This is a genomic window from Paenibacillus sp. P3E (assembly GCF_001909045.1).
Classification (GTDB): domain Bacteria; phylum Bacillota; class Bacilli; order Paenibacillales; family Paenibacillaceae; genus Paenibacillus_AQ; species Paenibacillus_AQ helianthi.
Genome location: NZ_LVWH01000026.1, coordinates 24,606 through 38,430 on the forward strand (window position 1 = coordinate 24,606; position 13,825 = coordinate 38,430).

Here is a 13,825-nt window from a genome sequence, read left to right on the forward strand (position 1 = left end):
ATATAGCTTATTTAATGGTCCATGAAGTGCTGAATCTGCAAATGGAAACACAACAAAGCCTGCTCCCCGCCTGATGGCGGGATGCAGGCTTTTGTGTGTTTGGCTATACAGCCGATGTTTTTATTTACCAAGCTGTTTATCCACTTCACGAACCGGGTTTTCGCCTACGTTCTCTTCAATCTTGTGACTGCTCATGAACCAGCCGGTGGCTGCAATAATTACGAGCACTACATAGAAGGTTGCCTTCCACCAGGTGCTGTGGGCGAAATCTTCGGACAGCACACCCAGCGAAGGATGGGCCAGAGTGATGACGGCCAGCTTGACGCCGACCCAGCCGACAATAAAGAATGCGGCAACTTCGAGACCCGGACGGGAGTGGAGCAGCTTGACGAAGAAGGAGGCTGCAAACCGCATAATGACCAATCCGATGAATCCACCTGCGAAGATGACAAGGAACTGTCCACCGTCAAGACCCCCGATATTGCTGAGTCCGCTTGGCGGAAGCGCAACGGCAAGCGCAACAGCCGCCAGGATAGAGTCAACGGCAAAGGCAATATCTGCCACTTCGACCTTTAGTACAGTAAACCAGAAGCTGGACTTCTTCTTTTCAACGGCTTTCTCACTGCCGCTTTCGGCAGCCTCATCGGTAACGGGCTTCTTGAACAGCACTTTTCGGAAGATGTGGTTACCGGCAATGAACAGCAGATAGATCGCGCCAATGGCTTGTACCTGCCAGATGTCCACCAGATAAGAGATAACAAAAAGCGAACCAAATCGGAACACAAACGCCCCGGCCAACCCGTAGAACAATGCCTTTTTACGTTCCTCATCAGGAAGATGTTTAACCATGATTGCCAGTACCAGTGCGTTATCTGCGGCGAGCAACCCTTCCAGTGCTACGAGAACGAGCAATACCCATCCGTATTCTAATAATAATCCCCAATCCATTGCTGCTTCCTCCTCATTTGGATGTAAGTACCACCATTAAATCCCTGGGGTACCATTATTTTTACCAAAACTATATAAAAAAGACCTTTACCAAGCAGATCAGCCTTTGGAATAAAGGACTAACCTGATTGGTAAAGGTCTCGCTAACAATAGTTCATTGCCGATAAAACCGGAGAACATCCTCACGTTCTCGTATTGACGATTTTATCTAACAGCTACTCCCCTTTACGGGATATATTAAATTTTATTGGTTACGTGTGTGACTTAAAAGTATCATATATGACTTGAGAGCCATTGTCAATGCCTGTGAGAATAAATATCAATAGATAACGACTAGAATGGAAACGGAAACATGATATATGTAGGTTAGATAAACTAACATATGATATGGCGAAACTGCAAACAAAAGGAAAATGAGGGCTTTTTAAGCCTAAACCTAATTGACGATGTATTGGAATGAAAATATGATGAGACTAATTAAAGCGGTCAGACGAGTCGTTGTTAGGTAATATAACATAAACTCATTTGGCTCTGCCAGATAAACTCTATTAGAAATTAAGCAAATGCTTACGAAGTGAGTTTTACTGCAAAGTTGATTCAAAGAAGTAGGGCTCCGTAAAACTTAAGCAAATGCTTACGAAGCGAGTTTTACTCGATGACACATCAGGGAAGTCAATGCTCGTGAAACTTTTAGGAGGTGGGAAATGATGCAGCCATCGTCGTGTATATCAAGTGCAGCAGAGGAGGAGCTCAGCCGCCACCCTTGCTACAGCGAGGAAGCCCATCGGTTTTATGCCAGGATGCACATCCCGGTAGCTCCCGCCTGCAACATCCAGTGCCATTACTGCAACCGCAAGTTTGACTGCGTGAATGAGAGCAGGCCTGGAGTGGTCAGTGAGGTGCTTACCCCGGAGCAGGCAGAACGTAAAGTGAGAGGGGTGGCTGCTCAGCTCATGCAGCTTTCGGTAGTCGGCATTGCCGGTCCCGGCGATCCGCTGGCGAATCCTGAGCAGACGTTCGATACGTTCGCCCGGGTTAAGGAATACGTGCCGGATGTATCTCTGTGCCTCAGCACCAACGGATTGACGCTTTACCGGCATATCGATGAGATTATGGAGCTTGGTATCCGCCATGTCACCATCACCATCAATGCCATTGATCCTGAAGTCGCTGAAGAGATTTACCCTTGGGTGTTCGACGAAGGTGTGCGCTACGAAGGAAGAGCGGCAGCGGAGCTGCTGATCAGCCGCCAGCTGCTCGGTCTTGAAATGCTGGCAAAGCTGGGGATTCTCGTCAAGGTCAATTCCATTATGATTCCAGGGGTCAACGACCATCATTTACCCGCAGTGTCCAAAAGAGTAAAAGAGCTCGGGGCTACACTACACAACGTCACACCGCTTATTATCGCACCGGGCAGCCAGTACGAGCTGGACGGCCGCAAAGCGCCCCGTCCGAAGGAACTGCACAATCTGCAGGAACTCCTCGGCCGCGACGGCATGAAAGTGATGCGCCACTGCCGGCAATGCCGGGCTGACGCCATCGGGCTGCTGGGCCAGGACCGGAATCAGGATTTCCCTCTTGAAGGGATGGAGGCTGACCCGGTGATCAACCAGGAGGCCAGAGCGTTATTCCAAGTTGAGCTTGATGCGAAGATCCGCGAGCGGGTCCAGGCCAAACAGGCCAGACGGCTGCAGGAGAATGCCTCAAAGGTAAGGGTCGCGGTAGCTACCCGGGGCGGCGACAAGGTCAATCAGCATTTCGGGCATGCGACAGAATTCCTGGTATACGATACCGACGGAGCGGATGTACAGCTGCTCGGTGTCCGCAAGATACAGGCTTATTGCCAAGGCAAAGCAGACTGCAACGGTGATAAAGCCGCCACGCTGCAAGAAATCATATCCATTCTAAGTGATTGCCGCATTCTTCTCTGCTCCGGCATCGGGGATGGCCCGCGTGCCAGCCTGAACAAAACCGGAGTCTTGCCTCTCGTCCGCAAAGGTGGAATACAGGAAGCGCTTCTCGAAAGTGTGAAGTACAGCTCTTATTTTGAAAAACTAAACATTTCGAAGGGATGATGAATCATGAGACAAATAGCTTTCTACGGTAAAGGCGGTATCGGTAAATCCACAACTTCCCAAAACACTTTGGCCCAATTGGCCACCAAATTCAAACAAAGAATTATGATCGTTGGCTGTGACCCTAAGGCAGACTCCACCCGCCTGATTCTGAATACCAAAGCGCAGAACTCCGTATTGGAACTGGCGGCTGAACTGGGTTCGGTAGAGGATCTGGAGCTTGAAGATGTGCTGCAGACCGGCTTTGGCGACATCATCAATGTAGAATGCGGCGGACCTGAACCGGGCGTAGGCTGCGCTGGACGCGGGATCATTACTGCTATCAACTTTCTGGAGCAGGAAGGCGCGTATCAGGATCTGGACTTCGTATCCTATGACGTACTGGGCGACGTGGTATGCGGCGGTTTCGCAATGCCAATCCGCGAAGGCAAGGCACAAGAGATCTACATCGTGTGTTCCGGTGAAATGATGGCTATGTACGCGGCCAACAACATTGCACGCGGTATCCTGAAATATGCTACCAGCGGCGGCGTGAGACTGGGCGGGCTGATCTGCAACAGCCGTAACACTGACCGTGAAGATGAGCTGATTATGGAGCTTGCCCGTCGACTGAACACTCAAATGATTCACTTTGTACCCCGCGATAACATTGTTCAACATGCCGAACTGCGCAGAATGACAGTAGCCCAATATAACCCTGCCCATCAACAAGCTAAGGAATACGAAATCCTGGCTGAAAAAATCCTCAACAACAAAATGCTGACGATCCCTACTCCGATTTCCATGGAAGAGCTGGAAGAGCTGCTGATGGAATTCGGTATCATCGAAGATGAAGAAGCAGCGATCAAGAAGCTGCAAGCTTCCGGTCAATAAGACTGCCCAAGCCGTGATTACCCAGTCATCCGGTGAACGGAGTGGAGAGACGGCCTTCACCGGATGAACTTTCAGTGGCTGATGGTCACGCAGGCGGCTTAAGCATCCTGCACCATGATAAGGAGGGTCAATAAATGGGACTGAATATCGAAGAGAATAAGAAATTAGTAGAAGAGGTTCTGGAGGCCTATCCCAAGAAAGCAAAGAAAGACCGCGAAAAGCATTTCCAGATCAATACCGAAGAAGCTCAATCCTGCGGCACCTGTGCCCTGAAATCTAATATTAAATCCCGTCCGGGCGTAATGACGCCCCGCGGATGCTCTTATGCAGGTTCCAAAGGTGTGGTATGGGGCCCGATCAAGGATATGGTTCATATCAGCCACGGTCCCATCGGCTGCGGACAGTACAGCTGGGGTACACGCCGCAACTATGCCAACGGGACGCTGGGAATCGATAATTTTACGGCTATGCAGATCACCAGTGATTTTCAGGAAACGGACATCGTATTCGGCGGTGATAAGAAGCTGGAAGTGATTATGCGTGAGATCACAGAAATGTTCCCCCTTGCCAAAGGGATTTCAGTACAATCCGAATGTCCGGTCGGTCTGATCGGCGATGATATTGAAGCGGTATCCAAAAAAATGTCCAAAGAACTGGAAATGCCGATTGTTCCGGTACGCTGTGAAGGATTCCGCGGTGTCAGCCAATCGCTGGGTCACCATATTGCCAATGATGCTATTCGTGATTTCGTACTTGGCAAAGCTGAGCTGGCTGAAACCGGCCCATACGATGTCAATATCATCGGCGATTATAATATCGGCGGCGATGCATGGGCTTCGCGGATTCTGCTGGAAGAAATGGGTCTTCGCGTCATTGCCCAGTGGTCTGGGGACGGTACTCTGAACGAACTGGAAATTGCCCATAAGGCTAAGCTGAACCTGATTCACTGCCACCGCTCGATGAACTATATGGTGGAGCATATGGAGAAGGCCTACGATATTCCGTGGATGGAATACAATTTCTTTGGTCCAACTAAGACCTATGAGAGCCTTCGTGCGATCGCAGCCCGGTTCGATGAGACGATTCAGGAAAATTGCGAGAAGATGATCGCCAGACACCAACCGGAAATGGATAAAATCATCCATAAATTCAAACCGCGGCTGGAGAACAAAAAGGTTCTGCTGATGATCGGAGGACTGCGTTCCCGTCATACGATCGGTGCATATGAGGATTTGGGCATGGATATCGTAGCTTCCGGTTATGAATTTGCCCATAAGGATGACTATGAAAAGACCTTCCCGATGATGAAGGAAGGAACCATCATTATGGATGACCCGACTGCGTATGAGCTGGAAGAGCTGGCTCAGAAATTAAATGTAGATCTGGTAGGCTCAGGCGTCAAAGAAAAGTATGTGTACCACAAGATGGGCGTTCCGTTCCGCCAAATGCATTCCTGGGATTACAGCGGTCCGTATCACGGGTTTGACGGCTTTAAGATTTTTGCCAAGGATATGGATATGACCGTGAACAGTCCGGTATGGAATCTGATCAGCAAGAAGGAAAAAGCGCAGAAGGAGGGGGCGGGCGTATGAGTAAGGAAAAACTGGATATTCCAGACTACAACTCGCTATTTGCAGAGGAACGCTACGTTCAGCAGCGGGCAAATAAAAAGCAATTTGAGGCACCCTGCAGCGAGCAGGATACAGCGGAAGCACTGGCCTACTCCAAATCTACAGAATATATGGAAAAGAACTTTGACCGTAAAGCGGTTGTGATCAATCCGCATAAAGCCTGCCAGCCGCTCGGCTCGGTGATGGCTGCCCTCGGATTCGAGAAAACACTGCCATTCGTTCATGGATCGCAGGGCTGCAACTCGTATTTCCGCAGTCACCTCAGCCGCCACTTTAAAGAGCCTACGCCTGCGGTTTCCTCATCCATGACCGAAGATGCAGCAGTATTCGGCGGCATGAACAATCTGATCGACGGATTGGAGAATAGTATTGCCCTTTACAAACCGGAGATGGTAGCCCTCTGTACAACTTGTATGGCTGAAGTTATCGGTGACGACCTTTCGTCTTTTATCGGCAATGCCCGCATTAAAGGCGCGATTACGGAAGAATTTCCGGTAGCCTTTTGTAATACGCCGAGCTTTGTCGGCTCGCATATCACTGGCTATGATTCCATGCTGAAAGGCATATTGAGCTACCTGTATGAACGCTCTGGAATTAAGGCTAGCCCTGGAAGCGGTACGGAATCCGGTGAGAAGCTGAATGTAATGCTTGGTTTTGAGCCTTACACCGGCAACTTTGCGGAAATCCGCAAAATTCTTGACGCCTTTGACACCCAATATACGATCCTTGGTGACCACAGCGGCAACTATGACTCTCCGGCAACAGGCGAGTATGAATATTATTACGGCGGTACGAAGCTTGCTGATGTGCCCTTGGCGGCCAATGCGCTGGGCTCGCTGTCTCTTCAAAAATACACCCTGAAAAAGACACAGGACTTTATCAGCGGAACCTGGAACCAGCCGATCACTGCAATGTCTACACCACTGGGGATCACCGGTACGGATAAGCTGCTGGAAGCGGTCAGCGAGCTGACGGGTCTTCCGGTTCCAGCTTCACTTACCGAAGAACGGGGCCGAGTCGTGGATGCCCTGACGGACAGCCACCCTTATCTGCACGGCAAAAGGGTTGCGCTCGTAGGCGATCCTGACCTGTTGATCGGACTCATTGGATTCTGCCTCGAAGTGGGGATGGAACCCGTGCATATCGTCTGCTCAAACGGTGATGTGGATTTTAATGATGTGAAATTCAAGGACGAAGCTCAGGCTCTTCTGGATTCAAGCCCTTATGGCTCGGAGGCTACTCTGTACATCGGCAATGATCTCTGGCATATGCGTTCGCTGCTCTTGAATGATCCGGTTGATCTGGCTATCGGCAGCTCGCATCTGAAATTCGCCGCTAAGGACGCGGGTGTGCCGCTGATCCGGGTAGGATTCCCGATTCTCGACCGTCATCATATGCACCGTTATCCCATTATCGGTTACCAGGGTACTCTGAACCTGCTGAGCCTGATCGTGAATACCGTGCTGGATGAGCTTGACCGTAACCACTCCGGCTTTAACTACGATTTGGTCCGGTAAGAAATTCTTACTTGAAGCAGAATAAATGTAAAATGATTTCACCCGGCGTTCTCTAGTCCCTACATTTTGGCGAAGGATTTTTTCAAGCCAAATTTCTGGGACGGGGCAGGCCGGGAATTTGGCAATCATGTAGAATGGCCGTCTTAGCAGCGCAAGGTTTGCGTGAAGCAAGCAACTTTTTGCGAAGGAGATGAAGAGCCGATGGAACCTGTTCGAAAAGACGAATTTGACTCCGGGGCTTGCGGGAGCCTGGCCCCCAAAGTAAAGCCCTGTCCACGGCCCAAACCGGGTGAAGCGGCTGGAGGCTGCTCCTTCGACGGAGCCCAAATTACACTGCTGCCGATTATGGACGCTGCGCATCTTGTCCATGGTCCGATTGCTTGTGCCGGGAACAGCTGGGAGAGTAGGGGGACCCTGTCCAGCGGCCCGTCCCTGTCTCAATATGGTTTTGCTACGGATCTTACGGATTCCGATATTATTTTTGGCGGAGAAAAGAAACTGAAGGACAGTATTGACTATATTGCCGAGCGCTTTGCGCCTCCGGCAATATTTGTATATTCAACGTGTGTGACAGCTCTGATTGGTGAAGACATGGATGCTGTCTGTAAGACTGCAGCCGAGCGGCTCGGCATCCCGGTCATCCCTGTGAACAGTCCCGGATTTGTGGGCAGCAAGAATCTCGGCAACCGGCTGGCCGGAGATGCGCTGCTGCAATATGTTATCGGCACCGGAGAACCGGCTCCCGAGATGTCCATGGGTATCAACCTAATAGGTGAATACAATATTGCCGGTGAGATGTGGGATATCGAGAAGCTGATGAACAATGCAGGTATTTCGGTAACCTCACGTATTACTGGAGATGCCCGCTATAAGGAGCTTACTTGGGCGCACCGTGCGAAGGTGAACATGGTTGTCTGCAGCCGGGCTTTGCTGGGACTCGCCAGGGAAATGGAGTCCAGATACGGAATTCCATACTTTGAGGGCTCATTCTATGGCGCCAAGGAAACGACCTATTCGCTAAGACAAATGGCTTATTTGATGAATGACCGCGAAATGGAGCGCAGGGTAGACCGTCTGACCGAACGTGAAGAGGCCCGTCTTACCCAGGATCTTCGCCCATACCGCAAGATCCTGAAAGGTAAGAAGGCGGTTCTCTATACCGGCGGTGTCAAAAGCTGGTCCGTTATTTCTGCACTTAAGGAGCTTGGGGTTCAGGTGGTGGGCGTTGGCACGAACAAAAGCACGGAAGATGACGTTCGGCGGATTGCCGACCGTGTGGGGGATGACACCGAATATATTCCCGAGGGCGGTGCCAGCCGCATCCTCAAAACGGTGCGGGAACGCAAAGCGGATATTATGATCGCAGGCGGCCGTAATATGTACGTGGCCATGAAGGAACAGATTCCGTTCATTGATATCAACCAGGAGAGACACAAGGCTTACGCTGGTTACGAAGGGCTCTTGCGGCTCGCCAAGGAGCTGACCTATTCCCTGGCCAATCCGATCTGGAAGCTGGCTGCCAGTCCGGCCCCATGGGATAAGGAGGTGCCTCCCTATGACCGTTAACAGAAGGAAGAAGCCGGCTTCGGTCAATCCGATCAAAATCGGCCAGTCGCTCGGCGCCGTGCTGGCACTGCAGGGCTGCTACCGCGCCATGCCGCTGATGCACGGTTCGCAGGGCTGCTCTGCTTTTCCCAAGGCGCTGCTGACCCGTCACTTTCGGGAGCCGATTGCCGTTCAGACCTCAGCGCTGCAGGAGATGGATGTGATCTTTGACGCGAACCGCAATCTGGAAGAGGCCCTGAATGTGGTGTTAAGCAAGCACCGGCCTGATATTATCGGGATCATCGGGACGGAATTGACCGATGTGGCCGGGGTGGATTATCAGAGTATGCTCAAGTCCTACAAGCGGGAACGGAATATGCGCGGGGGGCTTGCTTTTTCCGTGGTATTGCCGGATTTCCGCGGGTCACTTGAATCCGGCTTCAGCGCTACCGTGGAGTCCATGATCGATGAGATGATCCAGCAAGTAGGGCATAAGGGCTCACGAAGCGTAAATACCCGGCAGATTACACTGCTGCCCGGATCATTTCTGACACCTGCGGATGTGATGGAGTTGAAGGAGATGATATCTTCCTTCGGATTCGAGGTTATTGCGCTGCCGGACATTTCAACTTCCTTGTCAGGGCATTTGCTGACCGGCTTCTCCCCGCTGACCCGTGGCGGTGTGCCGCTGGATTCCATGCTGCAGAGCCTGCAGTCCGGACTGACGATCGCGATCGGCGGCAGTATGGAGCGCCCGGCAAGGAGACTTCATAATGCGCTCGGTACGCCGTACAAGGTATTCGAGAGTGCGATGGGGCTTAAGGCTTCGGATGAACTGCTGCATTTTTTGCACCAGATCAGCGGAGAGCCGGTGCCGCTGCGGTATTGCTGGCAGCGGGAAAATCTGCTCGATAGCATGCTTGACGCGCATTTCCAGTTCGCCGGAATGTCCGTTGTGGCTGCGCTGGAGCCAGACCACCTGTACTCGGTCTCCGGGTGGCTTGAGGAGCTGGGTGTGGAGCAGAAAGCGCTGATCGCCTCCTATGAAACACCGCTGATTGCAGGGATGGAGCGCGAGGTATGGGTAGGGGACCTGGACGATGCCGAAGTGCTGGGCACAGGCGCTGATCTATGGATCAGCAATTCGCATGGTATTGCCGGAGCGCAGCGGATGGAAGCGGCATTTATGCCGGCAGGGTTTCCGGTATGGAATGAGCTGGGGGCATATATGTCAGTCTCTGTTGGATATAGAGGGGCTATGGAATGGAGTAATAAAGCAGGGAATTTGTTAATGCAGAGGGAGGTGGGCCGCCGTGAAAGTAGCATTCGCCACAGATGATGGAAACCGGGTGAATGCCCATTTCGGGCAAAGTCCTATGTTCGCCGTATATAATGTGACCAAAAATGGCGGTGAACTTCTTGAGCTACGCAAGCTGCCGGTCGTTCTGAATCAGGATGAAGCCGGGAAAATTGACAGCCGCCTGGCGGCGGTAGAGGATTGTACGCTGATCTTCATCATGCAGATCGGCGCTTCAGCCGCGGCGCGGGTGACACGCCGCAAGATAATGCCGGTCAAGGTTCCCTTCGGCAGCCCGATTGATGAGCAGGTGAAACGTCTGGTTGAGATGCTTCAGGGCAAGCCGCCGATGTGGCTGGCCAAAGTCCTGCGTGCAGAAGAAGAAGAAGGCACAGGTGAAGGGGAGGAAGCGAATGGAACCGTTGGCTAATGACGGGTTGGCATTTCAGGCGGGAACTTTCCAAGAGGAGGCGTCGGTGCAACCCCGCCGCCGCAAGGCGGTAAAAGAACTGGATCAGGAAACGGCGGATGCTTTTGTCCGCCGTTTGTGCAATCTTTTGGATACAGCCGACTTCTTCGGACGTCATGCTTCGCTGTCCCCGCAGGAGAAGATAACCAAGCTGTTCCTGGCTTCGGCCGAGGACAGGGATAAATCCGAATTCAACTGTGCGGTATCACCGAAGGTTCGCCAGCAGGTTCCGGTTCTGTTCCAGGCGATCGCCGGGGTCATGGAAGAGAAGAGCGGAACCATGGTGCAAAGTACTGCCGAGATTAATGTAGAGGGCTTTGGGCGGGGGCTGCTGTACACCGGGCGTGTGATTCTGGTGCTCAAAAGTCTGCGGGCCGGTGCTCCTTTCCCGTTCACCTCCGAGGAGAAGACTATTCGTTATGGAGTGGAATGTATCGAGGAAGGCCTTGCGTTTCTGGAGAAATATAATGAAATGTCTGCCTTCCACGGTTTGCTGAGTCTGGAAGGCTAGGGACCAGAAATCTAATGTTCAGTCACAGGGGGAATCGGGGATGAAGCAGCTTGCCGGAGGTTTGGAGCTGGAACGGTATGCCCGGCAGTTGAAGCTGCTGGGTGAAGACGGGCAGAAGGCGCTCAAGGAAGCGACGGTCATGGTAGCCGGAATTGGCGGACTTGGAGGAACGGCAGCGATGTATCTGGCCGCGGCGGGCGTTGGCAAGCTTATTTTGGCCCATGAAGGAATAATTGTCCCGCCTGATCTCAACCGGCAGATTCTAATGGACACAGATCATCTGGGGATGGAACGGATCAGTACAGCTATAACCCATTTGAAGCGCCTGAACCCGCATGTCGAGATCGAGGGATATAATGCAAGAATTGAATATGACCTTGCCAAACCCTGGGTACAGGACGCAGATATTGTAATCGACGCCCGTTATGATTTTCCGGAGAGGTATGCTCTGAACCGCCTGTGTGTAGATACCGGCACACCTATGGTGGAAGCTGCAATGTACGGATTTGAAATTTCGCTTACCACCGTTATTCCTGGTGTTACACCCTGCCTCGAGTGCTTATACCCGGATGTGCAGCCTCAGTGGGAGCCGCTTGGATTTCCAGTTTTGGGAGCGACATCCGGAATTGCAGGTTGTATGGCTGCGCTGGAAGCCGTAAAATGGATTACAGGGGTAGGGACAACTTATGCGGGCGTGATGCATCGCTTCAGCTCACTCGACTTCGCCTGTTACAGCGTCCATATTTCCCGTAATCCGAATTGCGCTTGCTGCGGAGAAGGAGGTACACCGTGAAAAGTCTCAAGCTATGTGACACGACACTGCGGGATGGCGAACAGGCGGCTGGAGTTTCATTCACGAGGGCGGAAAAGCTGGAAATCGCAAAGTTGCTGTCGGAGAGCGGAGTTGAACAGGCAGAGGTGGGAATTCCTGCCATGGGTAAACGGGAGCAGGAGGATATTGCGGCAATTGCCGAATTGAATCTCCCCATGAAGCTAATGACCTGGAATCGCTCGGTACCGGGGGATATCGACAAGGCACGGGCTACCGGAGTGAACTGGAGCCATGTGTCTATTCCGGTATCGGAGATTCAGCTGCATGGCAAGCTGGGGCTAACGCCAGCGGAGGGACTGAACAAGCTGCTGGGTGCAGCGGAATACGCCCGGTCGCTCGGGATGACGGTGTCGGTGGGAATGGAGGATTCGTCCAGGGCCAACATGGGTTTTCTGGTTGAGCTGGTGAATTCTCTATATAAGGAGGGCATTCGCAGGTTCCGTTATGCGGATACCGTCTCAGCGCATCATCCGGGACAGATCGCCGAGCGGGTAAGCACGCTGCTTGGTGAGGTTCCTGCAGATGTCGAGCTGGAGGTGCACTGCCATAACGATTTCGGCCTGGCCTGCGCGAATACGCTCAGCGGCGTAGCCGCAGGGGCAGTCTGGGCCAGCACCACAGTGGCCGGAATCGGAGAACGGACCGGCAACGCAGCCATGGAGGAAGTCGCTATGGCCTGGCACCATCTGTATGGCGGAGAGAGTAACGTCCGATTTGATCTGCTGAAAGGCTTGGCCGACAAGGTGATTGCTGCTTCCGGACGAAGTGTTGGCGATGCCAAACCGATTGTCGGGCAGCTGGCTTTTACCCATGAATCGGGAATTCATGTGGACGGGCTGATGAAGGAGAGGGCTACTTACCAGACCTTTGATCCCGCGGAAGTGGGCCGGAGCCATCAATTTGTACTCGGCAAGCATTCCGGGACCGGCGGCGTATCCCATGTGCTGGACCAGTGGGGCCTCCAGATTACCCCGGATACCGCAGGGCATTTGCTGGAGCGTGTCCGAGATTACGCGGAGTCCCATAAAGGCACGGTCCCGGAATATATGCTGGTGCAGTGGCTGATGGAGGAGCAACAGCGGGCTCAGAATGCTGTATAAGCATAAGGAGTATTGCCGGTTACGGTGAAAATGAGGTTGTCTTATCTACCGGCAAGATTCCGGCAATGGCTGAGTCCAACGTTAGGAATTCTCGCAGTCGGGAGTATGGGCAGTGCAGGCAGTGGTGTCTTCCTTGGGGGAGGCGGACACTGCCTGTTTTTTATACTCTCAGGCGCTTGAATATGACCGCACCCAAAAAGCATTTGAAAAATCACTGGAACGATTGCAGCTGGATTATTTGGATTTGTAATTAATTCATCAGCCTTACGGAGATATATTCGGCTCTTGGCGCGCAATGGAAGAACTGTACCATGAAGGTAAGGTGCGGGCTATTGGTGTCAGCAACTTTCATGAGGATCGTCTGATCGATTTGATTATTCATAATGAAGTGACTCCTGCCGTAAACCAGGTTGAGACGCATCCTTTTAATCAACAAACTAAAAATGCAAACTTTATGAAAGAGCATCATGTTCAGATCGAATCCTGGGCGCCTTTTGCTGAAGGGAAAAACAACCTGTTCCAGAATGAGGTACTGGTATCCATCGCTGCAAAGTATGATAAATCCGTTGCTCAGGTGGTTTTACGCTGGATGACACAAAGAGAAGTCGTTGTGATTCCAAAGTCTGTTCGTAAAGAAAGAATAATTGAAAACTTCGATATCTTTGATTTTGCATTAGATCCAGAGGATATGGCGTCGATTGCTGCGCTGGATACGAAACAGTCCCTGTTCTTCTCCCATCGTGATCCTGAAATGGTGAAATGGATTAGCAACCGTAAGCCTGATATCTAAACGTTGGGGAGGGTTGATGAATTCCTCATCCGTAGATCGGTTTTGAGTAAACTATTTTAAAGTTTGCCTAGGAGAAACGGCTGCCATCCTGCAGGAGAGGAGGAGGCCGTTTTTTTCTTTTTACACTCCGGTTGCGCTCTGGAATTTACGGTTTTTGAGCAAAGATAGCTTGCATCGCATACGACAAGCCTCTACAATCTTGAGCAGGAACGTTAAGCAGAGAGAGCAAGGATAAGG

Annotated in this window: 11 protein-coding genes and 1 pseudogene; 11 read left to right on the plus strand and 1 reads right to left on the minus strand. The window is 51.8% G+C overall.

What is annotated here, in order from left to right; genetic code table 11:
• Positions 1-120: 120 nt before the first annotated feature.
• On the minus strand, positions 121-948 hold the full coding sequence (locus tag A3842_RS04565; protein ID WP_074084152.1) for a TerC family protein: 828 nt from the start codon (positions 946-948) through the stop codon (positions 121-123).
• Positions 949-1,655: 707 nt separating this feature from the next.
• Between A3842_RS04565 and nifB the strand changes: the two genes are divergently transcribed.
• The 11 genes and pseudogenes from nifB to A3842_RS04620 all read left to right on the plus strand — a co-directional run.
• On the plus strand, positions 1,656-3,023 hold the full coding sequence (nifB, locus tag A3842_RS04570; protein ID WP_256701507.1) for a nitrogenase cofactor biosynthesis protein NifB: 1,368 nt from the start codon (positions 1,656-1,658) through the stop codon (positions 3,021-3,023).
• Positions 3,024-3,029: 6 nt separating this feature from the next.
• Positions 3,030-3,896 carry a nitrogenase iron protein gene (gene nifH / locus A3842_RS04575; protein ID WP_074084154.1) on the plus strand — a complete coding sequence of 289 codons (867 nt, stop codon included), beginning with the start codon at positions 3,030-3,032 and terminating at the stop codon, positions 3,894-3,896.
• Positions 3,897-4,030: 134 nt separating this feature from the next.
• Positions 4,031-5,488, plus strand: coding sequence for a nitrogenase molybdenum-iron protein alpha chain (gene nifD, locus A3842_RS04580; RefSeq protein ID WP_074084155.1), 1,458 nt, complete (start codon positions 4,031-4,033; stop codon positions 5,486-5,488).
• The gene (gene nifK / locus A3842_RS04585; protein WP_074100604.1) at positions 5,485-7,044 is read left to right on the plus strand and encodes a nitrogenase molybdenum-iron protein subunit beta; all 1,560 of its coding nucleotides are present in this window, start codon (positions 5,485-5,487) and stop codon (positions 7,042-7,044) included. The genes nifD and nifK overlap by 4 nt, the downstream gene beginning before the upstream one ends.
• A 201-nt stretch (positions 7,045-7,245) precedes the next feature.
• On the plus strand, positions 7,246-8,610 hold the full coding sequence (gene nifE / locus A3842_RS04590; RefSeq protein ID WP_074100605.1) for a nitrogenase iron-molybdenum cofactor biosynthesis protein NifE: 1,365 nt from the start codon (positions 7,246-7,248) through the stop codon (positions 8,608-8,610).
• The gene (gene nifN, locus A3842_RS04595; RefSeq protein ID WP_074084158.1) at positions 8,600-9,928 is read left to right on the plus strand and encodes a nitrogenase iron-molybdenum cofactor biosynthesis protein NifN; all 1,329 of its coding nucleotides are present in this window, start codon (positions 8,600-8,602) and stop codon (positions 9,926-9,928) included. Before nifE ends, nifN begins: the two co-directional genes overlap by 11 nt.
• Positions 9,903-10,316, plus strand: coding sequence for a nitrogen fixation protein NifX (gene nifX / locus A3842_RS04600; RefSeq protein WP_074084159.1), 414 nt, complete (start codon positions 9,903-9,905; stop codon positions 10,314-10,316). The genes nifN and nifX overlap by 26 nt, the downstream gene beginning before the upstream one ends.
• On the plus strand, positions 10,300-10,866 hold the full coding sequence (locus A3842_RS04605; protein WP_074100606.1) for a DUF269 domain-containing protein: 567 nt from the start codon (positions 10,300-10,302) through the stop codon (positions 10,864-10,866). Before nifX ends, A3842_RS04605 begins: the two co-directional genes overlap by 17 nt.
• A gap of 40 nt (positions 10,867-10,906) precedes the next feature.
• Positions 10,907-11,659, plus strand: a complete 753-nt coding sequence (locus A3842_RS04610; RefSeq protein ID WP_074084161.1) for a HesA/MoeB/ThiF family protein — start codon at positions 10,907-10,909, stop codon at positions 11,657-11,659.
• On the plus strand, positions 11,656-12,798 hold the full coding sequence (locus A3842_RS04615; RefSeq protein ID WP_074100607.1) for a homocitrate synthase/isopropylmalate synthase family protein: 1,143 nt from the start codon (positions 11,656-11,658) through the stop codon (positions 12,796-12,798). The genes A3842_RS04610 and A3842_RS04615 overlap by 4 nt, the downstream gene beginning before the upstream one ends.
• A 187-nt stretch (positions 12,799-12,985) precedes the next feature.
• Positions 12,986-13,588, plus strand: a pseudogene (locus tag A3842_RS04620) (aldo/keto reductase); the annotation flags it as partial.
• Positions 13,589-13,825 lie beyond the last annotated feature (237 nt).